Annotated in this window: 21 protein-coding genes and 1 pseudogene; 10 read left to right on the top strand and 12 right to left on the bottom strand. The window is 51.9% G+C overall.

What is annotated here, in order from left to right:
* Nucleotides 1–186 precede the first annotated feature (186 nt).
* Together OGX90_RS21980 and OGX90_RS21975 are read right to left on the bottom strand one after the other, a co-directional pair.
* On the bottom strand, nt 187–765 hold the full coding sequence (locus tag OGX90_RS21980) for a helix-turn-helix transcriptional regulator (RefSeq protein WP_008784033.1): 579 nt from the start codon (nt 763–765) through the stop codon (nt 187–189).
* A 617-nt stretch (nt 766–1,382) separates the two neighbouring features.
* Nucleotides 1,383–2,558 (bottom strand): coiled-coil domain-containing protein, encoded by a 1,176-nt coding sequence (locus OGX90_RS21975; RefSeq protein WP_234692199.1) that lies wholly within the window; start codon nt 2,556–2,558, stop codon nt 1,383–1,385.
* Between the two features lie 299 nt (nt 2,559–2,857).
* Between OGX90_RS21975 and OGX90_RS21970 the strand changes: the two genes are divergently transcribed.
* The 6 genes from OGX90_RS21970 to OGX90_RS21945 all read left to right on the top strand — a co-directional run bounded on the left by OGX90_RS21970 (nt 2,858) and on the right by OGX90_RS21945 (nt 10,156).
* The gene (locus OGX90_RS21970; protein WP_234692198.1) at nt 2,858–3,943 is read left to right on the top strand and encodes a YncE family protein; all 1,086 of its coding nucleotides are present in this window, start codon (nt 2,858–2,860) and stop codon (nt 3,941–3,943) included.
* Between the two features lie 146 nt (nt 3,944–4,089).
* Nucleotides 4,090–5,484: a phenylalanine transporter gene (gene pheP / locus OGX90_RS21965; RefSeq protein ID WP_008784036.1), complete on the top strand. Its 1,395-nt coding sequence runs from the start codon at nt 4,090–4,092 to the stop codon at nt 5,482–5,484.
* Nucleotides 5,485–5,664: 180 nt separating this feature from the next.
* Complete coding sequence (locus tag OGX90_RS21960; protein WP_032942623.1) at nt 5,665–6,906, top strand: MFS transporter; 1,242 nt, start codon at nt 5,665–5,667, stop codon at nt 6,904–6,906.
* A gap of 15 nt (nt 6,907–6,921) precedes the next feature.
* Complete coding sequence (locus OGX90_RS21955; protein ID WP_057066485.1) at nt 6,922–7,950, top strand: sugar phosphate isomerase/epimerase family protein; 1,029 nt, start codon at nt 6,922–6,924, stop codon at nt 7,948–7,950.
* Nucleotides 7,947–9,098 carry a Gfo/Idh/MocA family protein gene (locus tag OGX90_RS21950; RefSeq protein ID WP_286624684.1) on the top strand — a complete coding sequence of 384 codons (1,152 nt, stop codon included), beginning with the start codon at nt 7,947–7,949 and terminating at the stop codon, nt 9,096–9,098. The genes OGX90_RS21955 and OGX90_RS21950 overlap by 4 nt, the downstream gene beginning before the upstream one ends.
* 77 nt (nt 9,099–9,175) lie before the next feature.
* A complete protein-coding gene (locus OGX90_RS21945) occupies nt 9,176–10,156 on the top strand; it encodes a LacI family DNA-binding transcriptional regulator (protein WP_003831159.1) in 981 nt (326 codons plus the stop codon).
* Nucleotides 10,157–10,159: 3 nt separating this feature from the next.
* Here the strand turns inward: OGX90_RS21945 and OGX90_RS21940 are convergent, their stop codons facing one another.
* The 4 genes from OGX90_RS21940 to OGX90_RS21925 all read right to left on the bottom strand — a co-directional run bounded on the left by OGX90_RS21940 (nt 10,160) and on the right by OGX90_RS21925 (nt 13,192).
* Nucleotides 10,160–11,404: a mechanosensitive ion channel family protein gene (locus OGX90_RS21940; protein WP_234692196.1), complete on the bottom strand. Its 1,245-nt coding sequence runs from the start codon at nt 11,402–11,404 to the stop codon at nt 10,160–10,162.
* Between the two features lie 65 nt (nt 11,405–11,469).
* Complete coding sequence (gene nfsB, locus OGX90_RS21935) at nt 11,470–12,123, bottom strand: oxygen-insensitive NAD(P)H nitroreductase (RefSeq protein ID WP_003831162.1); 654 nt, start codon at nt 12,121–12,123, stop codon at nt 11,470–11,472.
* A 119-nt stretch (nt 12,124–12,242) separates the two neighbouring features.
* Nucleotides 12,243–12,611 (bottom strand): MmcQ/YjbR family DNA-binding protein, encoded by a 369-nt coding sequence (locus tag OGX90_RS21930; protein WP_008784040.1) that lies wholly within the window; start codon nt 12,609–12,611, stop codon nt 12,243–12,245.
* Entirely contained in the window at nt 12,611–13,192 is a 582-nt protein-coding gene (locus tag OGX90_RS21925) for a TetR/AcrR family transcriptional regulator (protein WP_234692195.1), read from the bottom strand. Before OGX90_RS21925 ends, OGX90_RS21930 begins: the two co-directional genes overlap by 1 nt.
* Nucleotides 13,193–13,382: 190 nt before the next feature.
* On the opposite strand from OGX90_RS21925, the gene OGX90_RS21920 reads away from it, so the two are divergent.
* Complete coding sequence (locus tag OGX90_RS21920) at nt 13,383–14,495, top strand: MBL fold metallo-hydrolase (protein ID WP_008784042.1); 1,113 nt, start codon at nt 13,383–13,385, stop codon at nt 14,493–14,495.
* 17 nt (nt 14,496–14,512) lie between these two features.
* Entirely contained in the window at nt 14,513–14,854 is a 342-nt protein-coding gene (locus tag OGX90_RS21915) for a RamA family antibiotic efflux transcriptional regulator (protein ID WP_003021996.1), read from the top strand.
* Between the two features lie 21 nt (nt 14,855–14,875).
* Here OGX90_RS21915 and OGX90_RS21910 read toward each other — a convergent pair whose 3' ends face one another.
* Both OGX90_RS21910 and OGX90_RS21905 read right to left on the bottom strand, forming a co-directional pair.
* Nucleotides 14,876–15,124 (bottom strand): DUF1158 domain-containing protein, encoded by a 249-nt coding sequence (locus OGX90_RS21910; protein WP_008784044.1) that lies wholly within the window; start codon nt 15,122–15,124, stop codon nt 14,876–14,878.
* A 67-nt stretch (nt 15,125–15,191) separates the two neighbouring features.
* Nucleotides 15,192–16,310 carry a YbdK family carboxylate-amine ligase gene (locus tag OGX90_RS21905; protein ID WP_234692194.1) on the bottom strand — a complete coding sequence of 373 codons (1,119 nt, stop codon included), beginning with the start codon at nt 16,308–16,310 and terminating at the stop codon, nt 15,192–15,194.
* A gap of 142 nt (nt 16,311–16,452) precedes the next feature.
* On the opposite strand from OGX90_RS21905, the pseudogene OGX90_RS21900 reads away from it, so the two are divergent.
* Nucleotides 16,453–17,142, top strand: a pseudogene (locus tag OGX90_RS21900) (GNAT family N-acetyltransferase); the annotation flags it as partial.
* Nucleotides 17,134–18,150 carry an alpha/beta hydrolase gene (locus tag OGX90_RS21895; RefSeq protein WP_353622335.1) on the top strand — a complete coding sequence of 339 codons (1,017 nt, stop codon included), beginning with the start codon at nt 17,134–17,136 and terminating at the stop codon, nt 18,148–18,150. The pseudogene OGX90_RS21900 and the gene OGX90_RS21895, both read left to right, overlap by 9 nt.
* Nucleotides 18,151–18,201: 51 nt before the next feature.
* Here the strand turns inward: OGX90_RS21895 and OGX90_RS21890 are convergent, their stop codons facing one another.
* Genes OGX90_RS21890 through OGX90_RS21875 form a run of 4 tightly spaced genes read right to left on the bottom strand, consistent with a single transcriptional unit; the run spans nt 18,202 to nt 22,967 of the window.
* Nucleotides 18,202–19,710 carry an FGGY family carbohydrate kinase gene (locus OGX90_RS21890; protein ID WP_048214730.1) on the bottom strand — a complete coding sequence of 503 codons (1,509 nt, stop codon included), beginning with the start codon at nt 19,708–19,710 and terminating at the stop codon, nt 18,202–18,204.
* A 32-nt stretch (nt 19,711–19,742) separates the two neighbouring features.
* Entirely contained in the window at nt 19,743–21,161 is a 1,419-nt protein-coding gene (locus OGX90_RS21885; RefSeq protein ID WP_286624677.1) for an L-fucose/L-arabinose isomerase family protein, read from the bottom strand.
* 26 nt (nt 21,162–21,187) lie between these two features.
* On the bottom strand, nt 21,188–22,144 hold the full coding sequence (locus tag OGX90_RS21880) for a transketolase family protein (protein WP_191238773.1): 957 nt from the start codon (nt 22,142–22,144) through the stop codon (nt 21,188–21,190).
* Nucleotides 22,137–22,967 (bottom strand): transketolase, encoded by an 831-nt coding sequence (locus OGX90_RS21875; protein ID WP_032942640.1) that lies wholly within the window; start codon nt 22,965–22,967, stop codon nt 22,137–22,139. The genes OGX90_RS21880 and OGX90_RS21875 overlap by 8 nt, the downstream gene beginning before the upstream one ends.
* Nucleotides 22,968–23,134: the final 167 nt, after the last annotated feature.

Below are 23,134 nucleotides of genomic sequence, written 5' to 3'. Positions count from 1 at the left end.
GTCTACATTCCTGTTATGCATGTGTTAATACATTGAGTTGTTGGCTATGGTTGGCACGCGGATGTGCTACCCGGTAATAGATTTTTGGGAATAGGGTTTCCTTCCGTGCGATGCGGAATTAAAAAGCGAGTCGAAAGAAAACTTTTTTTAAATAATAACCGTGATAATTGTCCTTAAATAAGTCAGTTACGGCTGGCTATAGTGAGAAATGGTGTACTTGAGCCGGGTGTTATTTTTGCCGAGTTTTCTGGCAATATTGCTTTTGTACGCCCCGATGGTTTTTTCACTTTTTTGTGATGCCCCGGCGATTTGTGTCAGTGACCATCCTCGTGCAAGCATCATCATTACGTTGAATTCGTTTGCTGTGATCTTGTTGTGTAATGCTTTGATATTTTGTTGGTTATTGTTTTTTGTGATACGTGTAACGGCATGGTGTAGCCGATCAAGACTGGCATCTTGATCAAGAAACAGCATGTTCTTCCCACAAACGGTTTGAAAAAGAGTAAAAGTAGCTTCATCTGCCAAAACAATAATTTTGGTGACAGGTCGTAAAGCCATGTTGCGGATAATCCTGGCATATTTTAAAAAATCTGATTTGTCAGGATTAATGATGATGCAATCCGTTTCATAAGGAAGCATTTTGACAGCAGAGAGCGTCTGGGAGGAGTAATACGCGATATCAATATATAATGATGAGCCACGTAGGATTTCTCGCATGCCTAGCCAAGGGTAAATTGAGTCACCCAAAAAAATAGCCTTTGACATAACGATCTCCTTGAAATTTTGGTGCAAGCAGCCGCCTCTTTTTGTAGGTTAAAAAAGAGTTTCTTGCGACGCGTGAAATGTTAATTAAATCTCGTATTACGTTCTGTGCTGTGAACGTATCCTTATTAATTCCAGATTAAACAGATATTCTCTGTATTTATTAGAATCATTAACTATTCTTAAAGTAGATATTACACTTTGTTAAAATTTAAGATAAATCGTTTATTTCAGCTCTGCGTAAATGATTGATAGATTTCGCTTATGAATCGCATGAATAATGATTGAGTGGTTTCTATAAAGACAGGGTATTCCTATCTGTTTTGGAGGGGATTTATATGAAAAACATTATATTTCAGATGGATACCCGTTTTTCTTAATGGGCTTACTGGTTGGTAGGAGAATTCTTAATCAAGACCAGGAAAAAGAGAAGGGGCGTCGAGGGGAAGAGAGAAATATCGCTAAATTTGCAGTTATCGACCTGAAACTCGAATATTCAGGTTGATAATTCTTAGTGTTGTGAGTTTTTTAGGGAATTATCCTATTTTTGGCTTTTTGTGCTTAATTTTAAAAACTCACTTGAAGAGGTTATTTTTTCTGATTGCTATTGCTGATAGGGCTTAGCCCGCCAACAGTTCCTGTTCAACCTGATGCACCTGCTGTTCCAGCGTATTGCGGATTTCCGTAAGCGCCCGTTGTTGATCGGAGAAGTAGGCTTCTTTATCAGTCACGGAGGTGGCAAGCCGCCAGGCGTTCTCGGCTTCCAGTTCGGTAATCTCTTTGAGCAGCGCGTTAATTTGTTCTCTGAGCTGCTGTATTTTGCTGCGTAAATGCTGCAAATCGTTCAATCGGTCACTCGCCATCATCGGTTCGAGGCCGCTTTGCAATTGAGTCAGTAGCGCCCGGACGGCGGCAAGATCGGCATTTTGGCGCGCCTGGTTAAGCTGCACCATCATCTGATGCGCTTTCTCTTTCAGATCATCGGCTACCACGTCCGGGTGGCAAAGACGGCTTGCCTGACGCCACAGGCGTTTTAACTCATTACGTTCATCAGAGGAAAGCCGCTGGTCACGGCTAAAACGATGCTGTGCATCCTGCTGCTGCTCCTGATATTCATCATATTCATGGCTGGCCTCTTCCTGTGCCTGACGGGTTGCGCTGTCGTCCTGGCGAGAAAAGTCGTTTTCCAGCTCACGAATCTCCGCCAGCAGGGCGGTAATCAGTTCAGTTTGCTGCTGAATACGTTGGCGTGTTTCCACCGATTCGCGCGAATCTGAATTCTGGTTCATCCAGTGCTGCTTGAGCCTGGCCAGTTGATCAACAGCCTGGGAAATATAGTGCTGACAGGATTGATAGTCTTTTTCCCGGCGTTTTCGCTCCGCTTCCTGTTTGCGCTGGGCACTGGCGGCGAGCTGTTTACGCAGTTCGAGAATGCGGCTCATCAGCGGTCCAAGACGAAGGTGATACAGATCGTTGAAATCATCGAGGATTTGAATGCGCGTGTTACGCTTATCGATCAGGTCACGCAGCTGTGTTTCGAGTGCTTTGAGTTCCAGCTTACTGGCGGCAATGGCGGGATCCTGCCACGCAGAGACTGCCCGTTGAGATTGCAGCCAGGCCGAGATTTCACGCAGGGCATCACCAAAGCGTCGTTCTTCGATCGCCTGCACAATGGTGCCAGGTACGACTGACAAAGGCTCATTTTTAAGATGCGCCACCTGCTGGAAAATAATCTCCTCATCTTCCAGTTCAATAGCGCTTTTGACGATTTCCAGTCGTTTGATGATCTTATTCATGACAGTCGTTGCCTGGCCTGGCTAAAAAACGAGTGGCTGAAGTACAACAGGTTCACCCGTTTGAAAATGTTAGAAAAACAGTAAAGCGCATTCTGTGGCCTGCGATGCCTTTTCGTCCAGAATAATTCACTGTAATTATGAAAAACCGGAAGTCGCGCGCACCTGTCTGCATCTTCAAACCTCTGTTTCATGTTTTTTACTCTCGGGTAATTATTCTTGATTCAGTAAAGATAATGCGTATAGTTCTCATTCTCTTTTGTTATTAACTCCCTGTATTACTTCTGGTAAGGATCCCGACAATGAAAAAAACAACATCCGCGCTGGCATTGCTGATTGCTGCGGCGTTAAGCGGTTGTGCGGCGCATACCACGCTAGCCAGCAACGCCAGCGTTACGGAAAAAACAGCGCAACCTGCCGTCAGTGATGTGCAACAACGCGCGCTGGCGGATGGGTTATATGAAATGGCGCTTAGCCCGGCAGGGGATGCGTTGTACGTTGCCAGCGCCGAAGGATTTAAAGATGTGCAGGGCGGCGTGGTTTACAAGCTGGATCCAAAAACGCTTAAAACGCTCGGCTTGAGTCATACCGATATGAAAAACTTTGGTATGGCTATCTCGCCGGACGGTAAAACAGTGTATGTCACCAACTCACTGGATGGTGGCCTGAGCGCGCTGAATACCGCTGACGGCAAAGTGAAAAATCGCGTACTGTTCCCGGAACGTAACCCAGAAGGTTTCCCGTATGGTGCGCGCCAGGTGCTGCTGCATAACGGTTTGCTCTATATTGGTGCCGTGGCGGATCCGGCGGTGATTTGGGTGGTTGACGCTGAAACCCTGAAGCTAAAAACCCGCATTAAAAATACGGGTAAATGGATGACCGGACTGCATTATTCAGAAGTGACGCAGCGAATTTATGCAGCTAACGGCGGCGGTGAAATTCTTGTTATCAACCCGCGTAATCAGCGCGTAGAAAAACGCTGGCAACCGCTGGGGGAACAACCTGCGCTGTTGCTGAATATGGCGGAGGACGCACAAACGGGTCGCCTGTTTGTCACCGACAACTCGAAAGCGAAGACTACCCTGGTGCTGGATATCCATACTGGTAAGCTGCTGAAAAAATTGGATGTGGGTGATTCGCTGGCGGTGAAATTTAACGCAAAACGCAACGAAATCTATATTACCCAGCGTGATTCAGGGAAATTGCTCAGCCTGAATGCGACCGATTACAGCGTGAAGAAAAGCTGGGATTTACCACCAAACCCTAACAGCTTGCTGCTCTCGGCGGATGGGCAAACCCTGTTTGTCACCGTGAAACAGAAATTTAATAAAGACCACTCTACATCTGCGCCAGATAACGTGGTACGTATTGACCTGAATAAACAATAACAACTCGCCTTCTTTCTATTGTTTTTCTCCCGAGCCTCGGTGCGTTGGGCAAGGAAGCCCGGCGTATCCAATCGATTGCGCCTTGCGACAACCAGGTTGAAATGTTAAAAGAAGCCCCTTCAATAAAAACCACACAGGGGAAGGGCGTGAAAAACGCGTCAACTGCATCTGACACCAGCGTGTCTGATGCCGCGTCGACGAACGAGCCGACGCTTCAACGAGGGTTGCAAAACCGCCATATTCAGTTAATTGCGCTGGGCGGCGCAATTGGTACCGGCCTGTTTTTGGGCATTGGCCCGGCTATTCAGATGGCGGGACCTGCGGTGTTACTGGGTTACGGCGTTGCCGGGATCATCGCTTTTTTGATTATGCGTCAACTGGGCGAAATGGTGGTCGAAGAACCCGTTTCCGGATCGTTTGCCCATTTTGCCTATAAATACTGGGGACCGTTCGCGGGTTTTCTGTCCGGCTGGAACTACTGGGTGATGTTTGTGCTGGTCGGCATGGCTGAACTGACAGCGGCAGGGATCTACATGCAGTACTGGTTGCCCGATGTTCCAACCTGGATTTGGGCCGCGGCATTCTTCGTGATCATCAACGCCGTCAATCTGGTCAACGTACGTCTGTATGGCGAAACGGAATTCTGGTTTGCGCTGATTAAAGTACTGGCCATTATCGGCATGATTGGTTTTGGCGTGTGGATGCTGTTTTCCGGTAACGGCGGGGAACATGCAAGCATCGATAACTTGTGGCGTTACAACGGCTTTTTTGCTACCGGCTGGAACGGATTAATTCTGTCGCTGGCAGTGATTATGTTCTCCTTTGGCGGGCTGGAGCTTATCGGGATTACTGCCGCGGAAGCGCAGGATCCACAGAAAAGCATTCCAAAGGCGGTAAACCAGGTGGTGTACCGTATTCTGCTGTTTTATATCGGTTCTCTGGTGGTGCTGTTGGCGCTGTACCCGTGGGTGGAAGTGAAATCCAATAGCAGCCCGTTTGTGATGATTTTCCATAATCTCGACAGCAACGTAGTGGCTTCTGCACTGAACTTTGTCATCCTGGTGGCTTCACTGTCGGTGTATAACAGTGGCGTCTACTCTAACAGCCGCATGCTGTTTGGTCTTTCGGTTCAGGGTAACGCGCCGAAGTTCTTAACCCGCGTCAGCCGTCGCGGCGTACCGGTGAACTCACTGATTCTTTCCGGTGCTATTACGTCGCTGGTGGTACTCATCAACTATGTGCTGCCGCAAAAGGCCTTTAGCCTGCTGATGGCGCTGGTGGTGGCGACGCTGCTGCTGAACTGGATTATGATCTGCCTGGCACATCTGCGATTCCGGGCGGCGATGCGTCGTAAGGGACGTGACACGCAGTTTAAAGCGCTGCTGTATCCGGCAGGGAACTACCTGTGTATTGCTTTCCTTGGCATGATTCTGGTGCTGATGTGTACGATGGATGAGATGCGCCTGTCAGCTATCCTGCTACCGGTGTGGATCCTGTTCCTGTTTGTTGCCTTCAAACTGCTGCGTCGTAAGTCCCGCTAAGTTTCTACCGTTCTTGTTATTACCGATCCCATCGTCAGGATGGGATCGGATCCTCACTCAACGTTTATCGTGACCGTTCTCGCAATTTTGCTGCTGCTGACAGGATCTTTATTTTGTAATCGATTACTTTTCTATTGAATCTAATTTGTAATCGATTACTTTTTAAGGGTGGGGCAAAAAATGGTGTCAACAACCGAAAGTAGTGGAAAACAGAGCGTACAGTACCGGCTGCTGGTGCCCCGGCTGTCGCTAATGATGTTCTTACAGTTCTTTATCTGGGGAAGTTGGTCCGTCACGCTGGGGCTGGTGATGAGCCAGCACAACATGTCGCTGTTGATTGGCGATGCGTTTTCAGCCGGGCCCATTGCCTCTATTCTGTCGCCATTCGTCTTAGGGATGCTGGTAGACCGCTTTTTTGCCTCGCAAAAGGTGATGGCGGTGATGCACCTTGCTGGCGCGGCAATCCTGTGGTTTGTTCCGCAGGCATTGGTGGCGCAAAACGGTGCACTGTTGATTGGTCTGCTGTTTGGCTACACGTTGTGCTACATGCCAACGCTGGCGCTTACCAACAATATTGCTTTTCATAGCCTGTCGGATAAGGACAAAACCTTCCCGGTGGTGCGGGTGTTTGGCACCATTGGCTGGATTGTCGCGGGGATCTTTATCGGTGTAACCGGGATTTCGGACACCACCGGCATCTTTACGCTGGCGGCGATTATCTCTGTGATTCTGGCACTCTACAGCCTGACGCTGCCCAACACGCCAGCACCGGCGAAAGGACTGCCGGTAAAAGTTCGCGATCTGTTTTGTGCGGATGCTTTTGCTTTACTCAAGGTCCGTCACTTTTTTGTCTTCTCGCTCTGCGCGACGCTTATCTCTGTACCGTTGGGAACCTATTACGCGTATACCGCGTCGTTTCTTGCTGATGCGGGCGTCGGCGACGTCAGTACGGCGATGTCGTTTGGTCAGATGTCTGAAATATTCTTCATGCTGGTGATCCCGTTCCTGTTCAGACGTTTGGGCGTGAAATACATGCTGTTAATCGGGATGTGCGCCTGGTTCGTGCGTTATGCCTTCTTTGCCCTCGGCATCAGCGAAGAGGGCCGATTCCTGCTGTATCTCGGCATTCTGCTGCACGGCGTGTGCTACGACTTCTTCTTCGTGGTCGGCTTTATTTACACCGATCGTATCGCCGGGGAAAAAGTAAAAGGTCAGGCGCAAAGCATGATCGTCATGTTTACCTATGGGATCGGTATGCTGCTGGGCTCGCAAATTTCAGGCGCACTTTACAACCGGCTGGTGGCGGGGCAAACCGTGCCTCAGGCGTGGACCACATTCTGGTGGATCCCGGCAGTCGCTGCCGCAGTGATTGCCCTGATTTTCCTTTTCTCTTTCAAGTATGACGACAAAGAGCAGGCGTAATTTTCAGGAGGGGTTATGAAAACCATCAAGGGGCCAGGCATTTTTCTGGCGCAATTTATTGGGGATCGCCCGCCATTTAACACCCTGGAAGGCGTGGCAAAATGGGCGGCGGAGCTGGGCTATAAGGCATTACAAATCCCGTGTAATCACAAGTCGCTGTTTGATGTCGAACAAGCTGCTGTAAGTCAGGCCTATTGTGATGATATTCGCGGGATGCTGGCCGGATATGGGTTAGTGATTAGCGAATTATCTACCCATCTTGAAGGTCAACTGGTTGCCGTCCATCCGGCTTACGATGACGCTTTTGACGGATTTGCTCCGCCGTCTGTACGCGCTAATCCGCAGGCCAGACAGGCGTGGGCCATCGAAACCCTACACCAGGCCGCTGCGGCTTCGCAAAGACTGGGGCTGACGGCACATGCCACGTTTTCAGGTTCGCTCGCCTGGCCTTTCTTTTATCCGTGGCCACCGCATAATCGTCAGCGCTTTGAAGAGGCTTTTCTGGAGCTGGCGCGCCGCTGGAGACCGATACTCGATCGCTTTGATCACCATGGGGTGGATGTTTGCTTTGAGATCCATCCCGGCGAAGATCTGCACGATGGCATGACGTTCGAGCGTTTTCTTGCGCTGGTTGATAATCATCCTCGCTGCAACATTCTCTATGACCCGAGCCATCTGTTATTGCAGCAGATGGATTATCTTGGGTTTATCGATGTCTATCACTCGCGTATTAAAGCGTTCCACGTCAAGGACGCTGAGTACCATGCCAGTAGCCGCAGCGGTGTCTATGGCGGTTATCAGCCGTGGCTCGATCGCGCCGGGCGCTTCCGTTCTTTGGGGGACGGGCAGGTCGATTTCAAAACGATCTTCAGCAAGCTCACACAATATGATTTCCCTGGCTGGGCGGTGCTGGAATGGGAGTGTTGCCTGAAAGACGCGCAAACCGGGGCGCGTGAGGGGAGTGATTTTATACGGCGCCATATTATTCCGGTTTCTGCACGTGCATTTGATGATTTCGCCGCTGGCGATGAGGTACGCAAATGATACAGGTTGGCATTATTGGCAGCGGATTTATTGGGCCTGCACATATTGAGGCGTTGCGTCGACTCGGCGGTGTGAACGTGGTGGCGCTCTGTGATAGCTCGCTGGCGATTGCCCTGGAACGCGCAGATGGTCTTCATATTCCTCATGCGTACGGCAGCGTTGAAGCGCTGCTGGCGCATCCCGGACTGCAGGTAGTGCATAACTGTACGCCGAATCATCTGCATGCCGACATCAATCGGCAGATTTTACGCGCGGGTCTGCACGTGTTTTCAGAAAAGCCGCTGTGTATGACGCCGGATGAGGCTCGTGAACTGGAAAGGCTGGCACAGCAGGCTGGAGTGGTGCACGGCGTGAGCTTTGTCTATCGCCAGTTTGCAATGGTGCAGCAGGCGGCCAGTATGGTCAGAAGCGGCAGCGTGGGTAGTCTGTTTGCCGTACAGGGGAGCTACCTGCAGGACTGGATGCTGCTGGAGACTGACTACAACTGGCGGGTCGATGCCGCACAGGGCGGCGATTCACGGGCGGTAGCGGATATCGGTTCGCACTGGTGCGATACGGTGCAATTCGTGACTGGAAAACGTATTGTCGAGGTGATGGCCGATTTAGCTATCGTCTGGCCGGTACGTAAAGCCAGCATTGCCAGTAACGCTACGTTTGGCCAGCAAACGGCTGATGTGCAATTTGAGGATAAAGCGGTTACGACGGAAGATCGTGGATCGGTGCTGGTACGTTTTGATGATGGCAGCAAAGGCTGCTTTAGCGTTTCGCAGGTGAGTGCAGGGCGCAAGAATCACCTGAGCTTTGAAATTAACGGTAGCCACTGTTCACTGCACTGGGATCAGGAAACGCCGCAACAGCTTTGGGTTGGGCATCGTCAGCAGGCGAACCAGATCCTGACGGACGACCCTGGATTGATGAATGCTGATGTAGCTGCCAGTGCGCACTTTCCGGGTGGGCATATTGAAGGCTGGCCGGATGCGTTCAAGAATATGATGCAGCAGTTTTATCAGGCGGTGTTGGCAGGCAAAATGCCCGCGACGGCGGAGCGTCGATTTGCGTCTTTTTCTGATGGTGCGGATGTGATGTATATCATTGATGCAATTATAAAAAGCCATCAGCAGCAGCGTTGGATATCAGTACAGCGCTAAACACGCATCCGGTTCGCCAGTCGGCGATTTTATGGTAGCCTCAACGCAAAGCGTAAACCGCAGGATGTGTCGTCGTTATGTCTATTCAAAAAATCGCCCAGCTTGCCGGTGTGTCGGTGGCGACGGTATCGCGTGTGCTGAATCACAGTGATACCGTCAAAGCCAAAAATCGCGAGCGCGTGCTACAGGCTATTAAAGAAAGCAATTATCAGCCCAACCTGCTGGCGCGTCAGCTGCGTACGGCACGTAGTTCGATGATTCTGGTGATGGTTTCCAACATCGCCAACCCTTTTTGTGCAGAGGTTGTTAAAGGCATTGAAGAGGAGGCGGAGAAGAATGGCTATCGCATTTTACTGTGTAACTCCGGCTCGGATACAGCCCGATCAAAATCGGCGTTGAAGCTCCTGTCGGGGAAAATCGTCGATGGCATTATCACCATGGATGCATTCTCCAAATTACCGGAACTGACTACGCTGATTGGCGATGCGCCCTGGGTTCAGTGCGCGGAATATGCTGACAAAGGCGCGGTTTCCTGCGTGGGGATTAACGATGTTGACGCCGCACAGTCGGTAATATCTCACCTGGTGGATAAGGGCTACCGACGAATTGCCTTAATCAATCATGACCTGAGTTATAAATATGCTCGTTTGCGCGAACGCGGCTATAAAGCAGCGCTGCATGCGCTGTCGCTTGAATATCAGGCTGTGGAATATGCCAGTGAATTAAGTTCCAGTGCAGGAATTGCGGCGATGAAAACACTACTTGCCGCAGAGGTGAAACCCGACGCGGTGTTTGCCGTATCGGACACGCTAGCCGCTGGTGCGATGCGCGCTATTTTCGATGCCGGATTACAGATCCCGCAGGATATCGCCGTTGTTGGTTTCGACGGTACGGAACTGGCAGAAATGGTTTCTCCACAGCTTTCGACCATTGAGCAGCCCTCACGGGATATAGGCCGCAAAGCGGTAGGATTATTGCTGAATAAAATAGAAAATCCTGACGCGCAGACGGAAAGGGTGATGATGGACTGGCGCTATATTTCACGCGCCAGTACCTGAGCTTTATCGCTGAAACGCGCCAGACAGCGCACGAATATCGTTTCCGGTAGGCGACTGATGAATGCGCAAGCCAAACTCTTCGACTACGGCAAATATATGGTCGAAGATATCAGCCTGAATACTTTCATATTCCAGCCAGACCACCGTATTGGTAAAGGCATAAATTTCGATCGGTAAACCATGATCGTCCGGCGCAAGCTGGCGCACCATTAACGTCATATCTTTGCGAATACGCGGATGATGACGCAAATACTCGTTCAGATAAGCGCGGAAGGTGCCAATATTGGTCATCCGGCGGTGATTCAACACCGATTCAGGCGCATCTAACTGCTGATTCCACTCGTCAATTTCCTGGTGACGTGCGGTTAAATACGGTTTCAGCAGGTGGGCTTTATACAGACGCTGGCGCTCATCCTCATCAAGAAAATGGATGCTGGTGGCATCGATGCTGATGCTGCGCTTTATTCTCCGCCCACCGGAAGCCGACATCCCACTCCAGTTTTTAAAAGAGTCTGATACCAGGGACCAGGTGGGGATAGTGGTGATGGTGTTATCCCAGTTGCGCACTTTGACGGTGGTTAAGCCAATATCGATAACAGCACCGTCTGCGCCGTATTTCGGCATTTCCAGCCAGTCGCCAAGCTTTAACATATCGTTGGCGGAGAGCTGTATTCCGGCCACCAGACCGAGAATAGGGTCTTTAAACACCAGCATTAACACGGCGGCCATGGCACCCAAACCGCTTATCAGTATTGCCGGTGACTGGCCAATCAGCAGGGAAATCATCAATATTCCGACGAGGATTGCGCTGATTAGCTTGATGCCCTGAAATATGCCTTTTAGCGGCAATTGCGATGCGGCAGGGAGTTTTTGCGACAGATTGAGAATAACGTCCAGCAGGGAAAACAGGGACAGCAGGGCGTACATCATGATCCACAACTGTGCGCAGTTCACCAATATTTCTGCGGCTTCGCTGCCTTTCTGTAGCCAGAGTGCGGCCTGTATATTGACAATGATACCCTGTAGGGTGAATGCCAGCCGGTGAAATAACTTGTTCTGCGTGATGATTTGTAGCCACAGGCGGGAGCTGGCGCTGGCGCGCTTTTCAAATGCGCGTAATACCACCCAGTGCAAAATAACGTGAACAATAATGGCGGTGATAAAAATAATGCCAAAAATCATCACCAATGAGGTGGTGTGATTTATTTCAATGCCGAGTTCTTCTACCTGAGATATCAATTCCTGCATAACGTCTCCTTAATAAACAGCGGTCTATGATGACCGCTGCGCGGAGCTTATGCAAATGCGGAGGATTAGACTTCCGTCAGCGTCGTTTCCAGCGGCAGACGAGATTTCGGCAGCGCGGCGTTGAAATCTTCTACGCTGTGATGACCCACAGGAACCACCACTACGCTGGTGAAACCTTTTTCTTTCAGGCCAAATTCTGCATCCATGACAGCTGAATCAAAGCCTTCGATCGGCACAGCATCCAGGCCCATCGCCGCAACGCCCAGCAGGAAGTTACCGACGTTCAGGTACACCTGTTTTGCCATCCAGTGGTTGTCATCTTTCAGTTCTTTGCGATGCATGTCGGCAAAGAAGGTGCGGCCTTTGTGGTTTGCGGCTTTCGCTTCAGGCGTGGCGAAACGACCATCGCTTTCTTCTTGATCCACCACGCGTTCCAGCCATGCATCATCCATCGCCGTTTTGGCGCAGAACACCACAACGTGGGAAGCATCCAGCATTTTACGTTCGTTGAATACAAAGCCGCCGGCTGCGGATTTAGCCACACGCGCCTTACCTTCGTCAGTGCTGGCGACGATAAAGTGCCATGGCTGAGAGTTGGTGCTGGACGGGCTAAACTGCAGCAGCGTTTTTAATTTTTCGGCCTGCTCAGCGGTCAGTTTTTTATTCGGATCGAATGCCTTAGTGGAGTAACGTTTTAAGGCGACAGAAACAATATCCATAACTACTCCTGGTGATTTTCCATACCCTGCGGGTGCGTTTTGTTTCAGCAGGGTACAGGGTTAGCAGGAAAAAGATAAGACAGGAAAATGCAAAAACACTTATCGGGGTTAGCGATAAATCAACCTGGACGCAGGCGTTTTTGATCCCGTTTCGGCAAGCCGTCGACGACGCGGTGCCAGGAATCATTCACCAGCTCTGCCAGTAATGACTCGGTAATATCGTCACCAGGATAGACCGAGATCCAGTGCTTTTTATTCATGTGATAGCCGGGCTTAATGCTGGGGTAGATCTGCTGATTTAACAGTGATTTTTGCGGATCGGATTTCAGGTTAATAAGTGGCCGTCCGCGAAGCTCCGTGACCAGCATAAAAATTTTACCGCCAACCTTGAAGACATCGTATTCCGGGCCGAAAGGCCAGCAGTGTTCGGTAAAAGGTAGTTCGAGCGCAAGGCGTTTCGCACAGGCAGGAAGGGTCTGGCCGTCCATTATTGTTCCTCGCGGGTCAGTGCGCGCCACATGGCTTCAAACCCCATCGAAATATATTCATTTGCGCGAGCAGCGTCGCGGGCGGCGAACTCCATGGTGGTTTCTGCCAGAGAAAGGAATAGCCCGTCGCCAAAGGCGCGATATTCGTCAGACATAAACTCGGGTCGTACGGAACGATGACAAAGATCGCGCAGTTCCGGGAACATATCGTCAGCCTGTTGTTCGGTTTCCTTGCTTATTTTCTCGCTGACGGCCAACTGACGAATCGTGCGATGCCCGCAGGTGTGGTTCAGGCCCCAGCTAATGTAGCTGTTCCAGATGTAGTGAGTCATGGTTTTGGCATCGGTCACTGAACGATCCAGGTTTGCCATCATCGACTGACAAAGGTCTTGCTTCAAAAAGAGGTAAAGCTCGTTGATCAAATCATCTTTGGTCGCGAAATAGCGAAACAACGTTCCCTCCGCAACCCCTGCCTTACGGGCTATCACGGCGGTCGAAGCCGCAACACCTGATTGTGCAAATGCTGTGGTTGCAGCTTCCAGTAATGCCAGTTTTTTGTCTTCACTCTTCGGACGAGCCACTACACTTTACCCTTAAGTCTGTAAAAAACATGATTGAATCACGGCGTTTGCTGCGCCGCAACGGCGAATGTCAAAGATTGAAAATCATCTTGACGGAGAACTTTCGATTTCTATAATGAGTGCTTACTCACTCATAATCAAGAGTCAGTCGCGCAAACCAGCGGAAAGGGGGCGCGTTTAAGGTCAGGATATGAAGCGTCTCACAGTTTGTGTGGTTGTTATTATGCTTATTGCTGCAGCTGCAAGTTTACCGTTTGTACTCAATGCCGGGTTTGGTCAGGCGCCGCAAGGGGCACAACTGAGTCAGGTTGAACAGTCACCGCACTATCGTGATGGACAGTTTCATAACCAGGTGCCGACACCGGGCTATACCGGCAACAAAGGCATGCTGGCGGCCTGGTGGGAGTTTCTGGTCGCTAAGCGTGAAAATGCACGACCAGCACAACCGTTACCTATGGTCGCGACCGATCTCGCCGGGCTTTCGCCGCAGCAGGATACCCTGGTCTGGCTGGGCCATTCTTCGTGGTATTTACAGCTGGCGGGTCAACGTATCCTGATTGATCCGGTTTTCAGCAATTATGCCGCACCGTTTTCGTTCCTGAACAAGGCCTTTGCCGGTGATTATCCGTGGACCGCACAGACGATGCCGGAGATAGACCTGCTCATCATCTCGCACGATCACTATGACCATCTGGATCTCGCCACTATCAAGGCGCTAATGCCGAAAATTAAGCGGGTGATTACGCCGCTTGGCGTCGGGTCGCATCTGCGTTACTGGGGGATGCGCAGCGAGATAATCGAAGAACGGGACTGGAATCAGTCCGTCAGAGTGACGGATTCGCTGATCGTTCATGTGCTGCCCGCCCGTCATTTCTCGGGGCGCGGTATCAAACGCAACCAAACGCTATGGGCGAGCTTCATGTTCGAAACGCCGGAGCAGAACGTTTATTACAGCGGCGATTCCGGCTATGGACCGCATTTTAAAGCCATCGGCGAGCAGTTTGGCTCTGTCGATTTGGCGATTATGGAGAACGGTCAGTATGACCAGGACTGGAAGTTTATTCACATGATGCCGGAAGAGACGGCTCAGGCCGCGGCAGATCTGCATGCGAAAGCCGTGTTGCCAGGGCATGCCGGCCGTTTCGTTCTGGCAAAACATACCTGGGATGATCCTTACAAACGACTGGCGCTTGCCAGCCGTCATCAGGATTACCGACTGCTGACGCCAATGCTGGGTGAACCGGTAATACTGTCCGAACCGGACCAACCGTTTACGGCCTGGTGGCAACAGGTGACTCAATGAATACAGGGGAGAGCATGATGACGATTTCTGCTCAGGTAATTGATACGATTGTTGAATGGATTGATGATAATTTGAATCAACCATTGCGCATTGATGATATTGCACGCCATGCGGGATATTCCAAATGGCACCTGCAGCGTCTTTTTATGCAGTACAAAGGCGAAAGTCTTGGGCGTTACATCCGCGAGCGCAAGCTGCTGTTGGCGGCGCGCGATCTACGCGATACCGATCAGAAAGTGTACGACATCTGTTTGAAATACGGATTCGATTCGCAGCAGACCTTTACGCGTATTTTCACCCGTACGTTCAGCCAGCCGCCGGGAGCTTATCGCAAAGAAAATCATAGCCGAACGCATTAACAGCAGAGGGTTCTCGCGGGCCTAATCCGCCAGCGAGAACCAGCGCCGCCAGATGAAGCGCAGCACCAAATATTCAATCACGCCCAGCAGTAAAAACCACAGGCAAAACAGCAAAGTATAAAACTGATTGAGATCCATCAGATGAAAAATGGCGACGAGTTTTTGCGCCAGCACCAGGCCAAGCGAGGGGGCGGGTAGCAGCAGGCAAGACAAAAAAGCCAGTAGCAGGATCCCTGCGACAGTCATCAGTGATTCAAGCGGGTGTTTCATGGCATTGTTAAACTTGAGTTAAAAAACCATTGTCCGGGATCTCAGCGGGCAACGCAAATACCCACGCTTACAACCCCGCCCAAATCTCACAATGCTTTTTCACCAGACCACTCAACGATCCCCCTTCCGCCACGAAATCACGCATATTCTGTGCTTCGTCATGACCATGTTTAACCTGTAGGCGTAAGGCTTCAATCGCGCTGGTTGCGCCTACTTTATCTGCAGAGGTAGCGATATTCTCCAGGAGTCGCAATGTGTCTTCTGACAGGCGGCAGCCGTCGCCGGTATTGACGTCGGTGACGATTCCCGCCATACCAAAGCGACAGGCCTGAAAACGATTGAATTTATACAACAGGTAATCACGCTCCTGGTGCATGAATGGACGTTTGGTGAGTAACCAGTGGGCGGTAGCCTGAATAAGTCCTGCCATATTGACCGCATGATCAAGGGTCAGCGGCGTATCCATGACCCGAACCTCTACCGTGCCAAAGTGCGGGCTGGGGCGGATATCCCAGTGTAAATCTTTAATACTATCAATCATGCTGGTGTAAGCCAGTCGACGGAATAGCCCCTCGAATTCCTGCCAGTTATTCACCCATGGCATCGGGCCATTATCGGGAAATCCGGAGAAAATATTCAGGCGCGCGCAGGCAAACCGCGTGTCAGACGTCTGCATATAAGGTGAGGCGGCCGAGAGCGCAATAAAATGGGGAACAAATCGCGACAGGCCGTGTAGCAGGTAAATGGCATCATCGCCGTTTGCGCAGCCGATATGCACATGCTGGCCAAACACCGTCGCTTGCTGGATAAGATAGCCAAAATTTTCCAGGTTGCGCCGATAGCGTTCGTCATCGCAGACTTCCTGACGTTGCCATTTTTGAAATGGATGTGTGCCACCGCCACAAATGGCGAGGTGATGCTCTGCAGCAACTCGCATAATTATCTGCTGCATAGCGGACAATTCAGCATCAGCCTGGTCGATATCTCGGCAAACTCCGGTCGCCATCTCCAGCATACTTTCGGTGATATCGTGCTTCACTTCTCCGGCGGTGAGCTGCGGTTTTACGGCGTCAATCAGCCGGGAAGAATCCTGACTCAGGTCGTAACCTGGCGGATTGACCACCTGCATTTCCAGTTCAATGCCTAACGTAAAAGGGTCGGAAACATGAAAATCAGGTAGTGGCATAAGGCTCTCTTCCGCGTTGATTTTTAATCAGTATAGAAGGACTGATGATTTTCTGTTCGTCGTCAAAATCACCCTTGCGACGCTTTGAAGGCGTAATGGCCAGTGTTATAACTATTTTTTACTTCGCTACTGGGGTTGAATCGTGCCGGAAATAAATCTTTATGGGCAAACCGTCGGCGATGTCGTGCCGGACTGGAATGGCGCTGCCGTACTGCCACGGGAAACGCTGATAGGGCAATATTGTCGACTGGTTCCCCTGGATGCCGACAGCCATGCCGCCGATCTGTTTGATGCCTACGCGCAGGCGCCGGACGATCGCGACTGGACCTGGCTTGCAAGCTCTCGCCCCACAAGCGTTGAGGCCGCAGTTTGCTGGGTGCAGGGTAAATCCTCGGATGCATCTCTCGTTCCCTATGCCGTCATTGAACAGCGTTCAGGACGAGCTGTCGGACTGGTGTGCTTTATGGCGATTGAACGAGAGCACGGTTCGGTCGAAATTGGTCATGTGACCTGGTCACCGCGTATGAAAAATACGGTTCTCGGCACCGAAAGCATCTGGCTGCTGTTACGCCAGGCATTTGCGTTGGGCTATCGTCGCGTGGAGTGGAAATGCGATTCTCTGAACACCGCTTCTCGACGGGCAGCGGAACGCCTTGGGTTTATCTTCGAAGGTCGCTTTCGCCAGAAGATTGTGCGCAAGGGGCGTAATCGCGACAGCGACTGGTTATCAATGATTGATAGCGAATGGCCCCAGTGTGACACCGTGTTACAGCGCTGGTTGGCCGCAGAGAACTTTGATGAAAACGGACGGCAACGCCAGTCGATGGCAGAGTGCTTTTCCTGTGAGACTGCCAACGTTGAGACTGTGCAGACGCAACAGCAAGGTTATCAACAGCGCTGGCAACAGGAACATGGCTCGCTGACGCAAACACCGCCCGCGCTTCTGGCTGATTTACTCGCAGCACAACCTCGCAATCCCAACCTTTGCTACGACACGCTCAGCTCAAGAGCAGGGTTAGCAGCACTGACAAAAGCAAATGTGTCCACCTCAGAACCGATGGCGGCGATTATCAATACGGAAGTGGATACCGGAGAGCGTCGCATCCCGGTACGGATTTATCGACCGGCACTGACCGGAGAGCCGAAGGTGGTGGTGTTTATCCATGGCGGTGGGTATCTGAGCGGTTCGGTGGAAGTGTATGACCCGGTTGCCCGTCATCTGGCGATGGCGACAGGAAATATCGTTGTGTCGGTTGATTATCGACTTGCGCCAGAAAACCCGTATCCGGCTGGTCTTTCCGATGCTAAAGCCGTAATAGAAAACGTCTGGTCGCTGCTCGACAGTCAGCATATTCCTTACACTCGCCAACTCACGCTTATCGGCGACAGCGGTGGCGGCGCATTTAGCGCGACGCTGGCGGCCTACTTTTCCCGCGAGCAGCCAGGATTTATTCATCGCCTGGTGCTGATTTATCCGAGCCTGGACTACACGCTGAACTGGCCGTCGGTGCAGGAGAACGGTACCGGAAAGCTACTGGATGAAAGCAAAATACGCTGGTATTTTCAGCAATATTTCCGCAATGAAGAAGATCGTAAACAGACGTCTCCGCTTTACCTGCCGTTGAGCCAGGATTTTCCACCCACTCTGGTAGTCAGTGGTGGGCTGGATCCGTTGCGGGATGAAGATTTTGCTTTTGTCGCCAGACTGCAAGCTGAGAGGATACCCGTTCAGCATGTTCACTTTCCTGGGATGACGCATGCTTATCTGATGCTGGAGGACAAAGTCCAGCAGGAAGCTAAAGCCACCTATCTGGCGATTGGTGAGTTTGTTCGCGATTAGCGCCCGCACTCAGTCGTGGCTGCGGGCGGATTTATCATGATTGCTGACTCGCTAAGGTGTTTGCCAGCGCGTACGCTCAACGGCGCTTTGCCACTCGTGCCAGCGTTTTTGCAATCGACCGTGACGCTCTGCGTTTGGCTGAAATGATATGTGGTCGGGCAAAAAATGGCGTAGCTGAGCGGTTTCTGTACCGAGCAGCGCCTTGCGTGCCAGCAGCCCGGCGCCAATGGCTGAAAGCTCGGGAATGTCGCTGCGCATAACCGGGCAACCCAGCAGATCGGACTGGTACTGCATCAGCCAATCATTTTTTGTCGGCCCGCCATCAACCATCAGCGCGCTGAGGCTGAAACCGCTGTGCTGGTGCATCGCTTGCACCACATCGGCAATTTGATAGGTAATAGACTCCAGCGCGGCGCGCACCAGATGCGCGCGTTTCACGCCGCGGCTGAGGCCATGAATTAACCCCCGGGCGCTTTCATCCCACCAGGGTGCGCCCAGCCCGGTAAGTGCCGGAACAAAATAGACGCCCAGCGTCGAGTCGACCGTGGCGGGCAGAGTATTGAGTTCATGTAACAGTTGCTCCTCCGGCAGTTCGCTTAAGCCGGTACTGTCGGCCATCCAGGCCACAGCATCGCCGGTATGGGGAATATTGCCTTCCAGACCATAGACCCGGGTATCGCCATCATGCCAGGCAATAGTTGTTGCCAGCGCATTCACCGCAGACTGCGTTGAAGATACCGGAGCCATCACCGATGAGCCGGTGCCATAGGTCGCTTTAACACAACCTTCAGCACCTAACCCGTGGGCAAAGAGCGCGGCATGAGAATCGCCAATCATCGCCAGAATGGGGATCCCATCGGGGATGGTCGCCAGGCCTTTCGTCACGCCAAAATGATGACTGGAAGGGCAAACTTCTGGCAGCGCCTGTTGCGGGATACCAAACAGCGCCAGCATCTCGCTATCCCATTGGCCGCTATGTAGATTGAGCAACTGCGTGCGCGAAGCGTTGGAGGCGTCACAACGAAACGCCGCACCGCCAGTAAGATTCCACAGTAACCAGCTATCGATAGTGCCGAGGCAAATTTCGCCTTGCTGCGCGAGCGCCATGCCGTTGGGGACGGACTCCAGAAGCCAGCGCATTTTAGAGGCGGAAAAGAGCGGGGCGACGGGCAATCCGGTGATGGATTTTATTTTCGCCTCATGACCTTGCTCGCGCAACGCCCGGCAAAAGTCAGCCGTGCGCGAGCATTGCCAGGTAATGGCGGGGCCGAGCGGACGCCCGCTTGCGCGATACCAGCCGATTGCCGTTTCTCGCTGATTACTGATCGCCAGCGCCGCCACCCGCTGCGTACCTACGGCGGCAACTGCTTGCGCCATTACAGCCAGAGAGGCCTCCAGCAGCGCGTCGCCGGACTGTTCAACCCAGCCTTCGCGAGGCGTGTGGATCGCCAGCGCGCGGGAGAACTTCGCGACCACATTTCCCCGACCGTCCAGCGCAACGGCTTTGGCATTGGTGGTGCCTTCATCAAGCGCAATAATAATGTCTTTCGTTGCTGACATCGTTTTCTCCAGCCTCTCTGTTTCCCTGAGTATTAGCGATGGAACAACGTATCCACCCCGAGATAGCGGGTGAAGGCTTCATGCAGCACCTCGGCGCTGGCGGAATGGTTCATTGCCACGTGATGTTCAAAACCGTTACGACAGATCCACGCCAGTAAATTCTCCAGATGCGGCACCTGGATTACTGCACGACAGCCAACCGTATCCAGCGGATCGTCTACCGATTGGCCTTCTCCGACGTACGCTTTGATTTCACCGGTTAAATCGTCGGTGCTCAGGCGGAAATAGGTCAGTGTGCCGCTTTTCATGCGTCCATGTACTGCACCGCAGGTGTTCTCTTTCCCAACGGTGGTACCGATGATGTCCGCTGTACCCATTTTGGGGCTCTCCAGACTGGCTGATGCAAAGTTTCCGCAGTGAAAAAGCACACATTTATCACGATCGTCGCCGAAATTGTTATTCCAGTCGGCAATGGAAGCCGGGCTTAAATTACTGCTGGCGAGGGCGTACATTGACAGCGCGCCCATCACATCCACTTCGCATGCGCTGGGCATTAACTGCCCGGACATCACGCTCATGATTGAGCATACGTTGATGCCTAAATTTTCCTGCAGCGAAGTCCAGCACTGGATCGCAGTGGTATCTATATCGTTAGCGATGACCCATTCGCTGATGACGACAAATAGTTTTGCCATTGTGACGAGTTTGTCGGTGGGAATGGCGCTGGCATCGGCGTTATCCAGCAGCAGACGACGTTTTTCATCCACACGGATATCGTCATCGCGCAGACATTTGATGCGGGTAAAGACTTCAGACAGATCCAGCGTTTCAACGGCGATACCCAGTCTTTCGAGTAATTTTTCGCTGTAGCGAACGGTATTGAATCCAGCCGGGCGAGCACCGATAGCGCCGACGCGTACGCCACGCATACTGCTGACAACACGGCAAATCTGTTCGAAACGTTTCAGATCCTGAGCAAAAACCTCACCGGCCAGATCGCAGACATGCTGGGTGGTGAGCGTAAATGGAATGCCGTACTGACGCAGGTTATTGCACAGGGAGATTTTTCCACAGAAGCTGTCACGGCGGGTGGCAAGCCCCATTTTATCAAGGTTATCTTCCTGCGCCTGAACCAGTACCGGGACATTCAGGCCAGACAGGCGCAGCGTTTCCGCTATTGCTTTTTCATCGCCAAAGTTCGGCAACAGCACGACCACGCCGTGAATGTCGTCGCGGTGAGCGCGGAAAAGTTCGGCGCACACTTTCGCATCCTGGCGGGTTTCTACCCCACCGAGTTCCGTTTGCGTATCGTCGAGCATAATGGTTTTAATGCCCAGTCGCGCAAAGAGCACGCTGGCTTGTTCGCGGGCTTCAGCAACCAGATAGCTTGGGAAAAATCCCCGATTGCCAATAATCACCGCCATGGTCAACTGTTGAGGAATTCGTGACATCGCTTTCTCCAGTAAGTGTTCTGTTGTTATTGTTTTATCGTGTGGTGCTGCAACAGCGCGGCGGCGTTTTTCACGACGCCAGCGGCGTCAATTTCGTGGCGGGCACGCGTTGCCGCGCGATCGGCCGCGATGGCATATTGACCATCGCCAATGCCGAGTCGGCGCAGCGGAATGGCACAGCCAGCTTCTGCCAGTACCTCGGCCACCAGGCTTCCCACGCCGCCATTAATGTTATGTTCTTCCACACTGACCACGGCCTTGCAGTGGGCTAATGCCGCCAACAGTTGTTGGGTATTGCAGGGACGAATTGACGGTACACTGATTACGCTTGCATCAATACCCGCCTGTTCCAGCACTGTGGCAGCCTCGACAATTTCATGGACGGTTGAGCCCATCGCGACCAGAGCGACATCTTTTCCTTTCCGCAGAATATCGATATTACCCGGAGTGAACTGGTAATTTTCGTCGTGTAGTTCCGGTAAGGCTTTTCCGTCGAGGCGAACATAAACCGGGCCGACGTGGCTTAAGGCATAGTCGATAATCTGCCGGCATTCCACTGGGCAGGACGGGGCGTAAATTTCAATATTGCCAAAACCGCGCAGAACGGAAATGTCATCAATACTGTGATGTGTGCTGGCGAGGGGGCCGTAGCTGGCGCCCGCGTTCAGGCCGATCAGCTTCACGTTGGTGTTGTTGTAGCAAATGTCGACTTTGATTTGCTCATTGGCCCGCGAAATAAGGAACGGAGCGGCATTACATGTGACAGCGATTTTGCCCCCCAGCGCCAGGCCGGCGGCGGCGCCAACCAGCGTCTGTTCGGCGATACCCACGTTGACCAGACGACCGGGAAATTCCTTCATAAACGGGGCGATTTTCGCCGTAGACGTTGAGTCAGCAACGACGGGTACAACGTCCATTCCGCGCTCGACCGCGGCAATTAAGGTATTCACCATCACGGTGGCGAGGTGTTCACTATTACGCATCTTTCAGTTCCTCCAGCGCCAGTTCAACTTCTTCCCCTTTTGGCACGCGGTGGTGCCATTCCGGGCGGCCTTGAATAAAGGAGATCCCGGCCCCTTTGGTGGTGTGGGCAATGACGACGTGCGGTTTACCTTCCGGGGTTAACCCTTCCAGCGTGCGCACCACATCACTCATATCATTACCGCGGCACTCTGTGACCTGCATACCGAAGGCGCGCCATTTCTCATCCAGTGGATCGGTGTTCATGATCTCTTTGGTTGCGCCGGCAAGTTGGAGGTTATTTTTGTCGTTGATGATAATCAGGTTATCCAGCTTGTAGTGGGCGGCGACCAGTGCGGCTTCCCAGTTGCTTCCTTCTGCCAGTTCACCATCACCGGTAACGACAAACACCCGGCGCTTGCTGTTGTTACGTTTGGCTGCCAGCGCAATGCCCACGGCGACCGGCAGACCGTGACCGAGCGCTCCGGTATTCAGTTCGATCCCTGGCGTTTTGTGTTTCACCGGATGGCCCGGCAGGTGTGAATCGGCGTGCTGATAGGTCGCCAGCCAGTCCACGGGAATAAAACCAGCCTCAGCCAGCACGCAGTAGTAACCGCCCACTGCATGACCTTTCGACTGGATGTAGATGTCGCGCTCATCGCTTGCTATAAGCTCTGGTGAGCAATTCAGGATGCGAAAATAGAGTGCTGTCAGCAGTTCGACCTGCGACAGGTCAGCGCCGGTATGTCCCCCCGCCGGGCTTTCTGCATTCAACACGATAATGCGACGACGTACCGCACGTGCTTTCTTGACTAGCTCTGGTATTGAGAGCGAAAACGGATTCATAAGACACCTCTTGAATGTTTAATCCTTAGTGAATAAATATTCCATGTGGGTGCAGTAGTGCAACTGTCTCGCTATCCACTGCGTAATATGCAGCTAAAACAGTTGGTCGTTATCGGTTAGAATAAATATTCACTACTGATTTATTATTCATGATTAAAGATATGCCT

The organism is Citrobacter sp. Cpo012 (assembly GCF_030333015.1).
Lineage (GTDB): Bacteria > Pseudomonadota > Gammaproteobacteria > Enterobacterales > Enterobacteriaceae > Citrobacter > Citrobacter portucalensis.
This window is presented reverse-complemented; position numbering and strand designations above follow the sequence as displayed.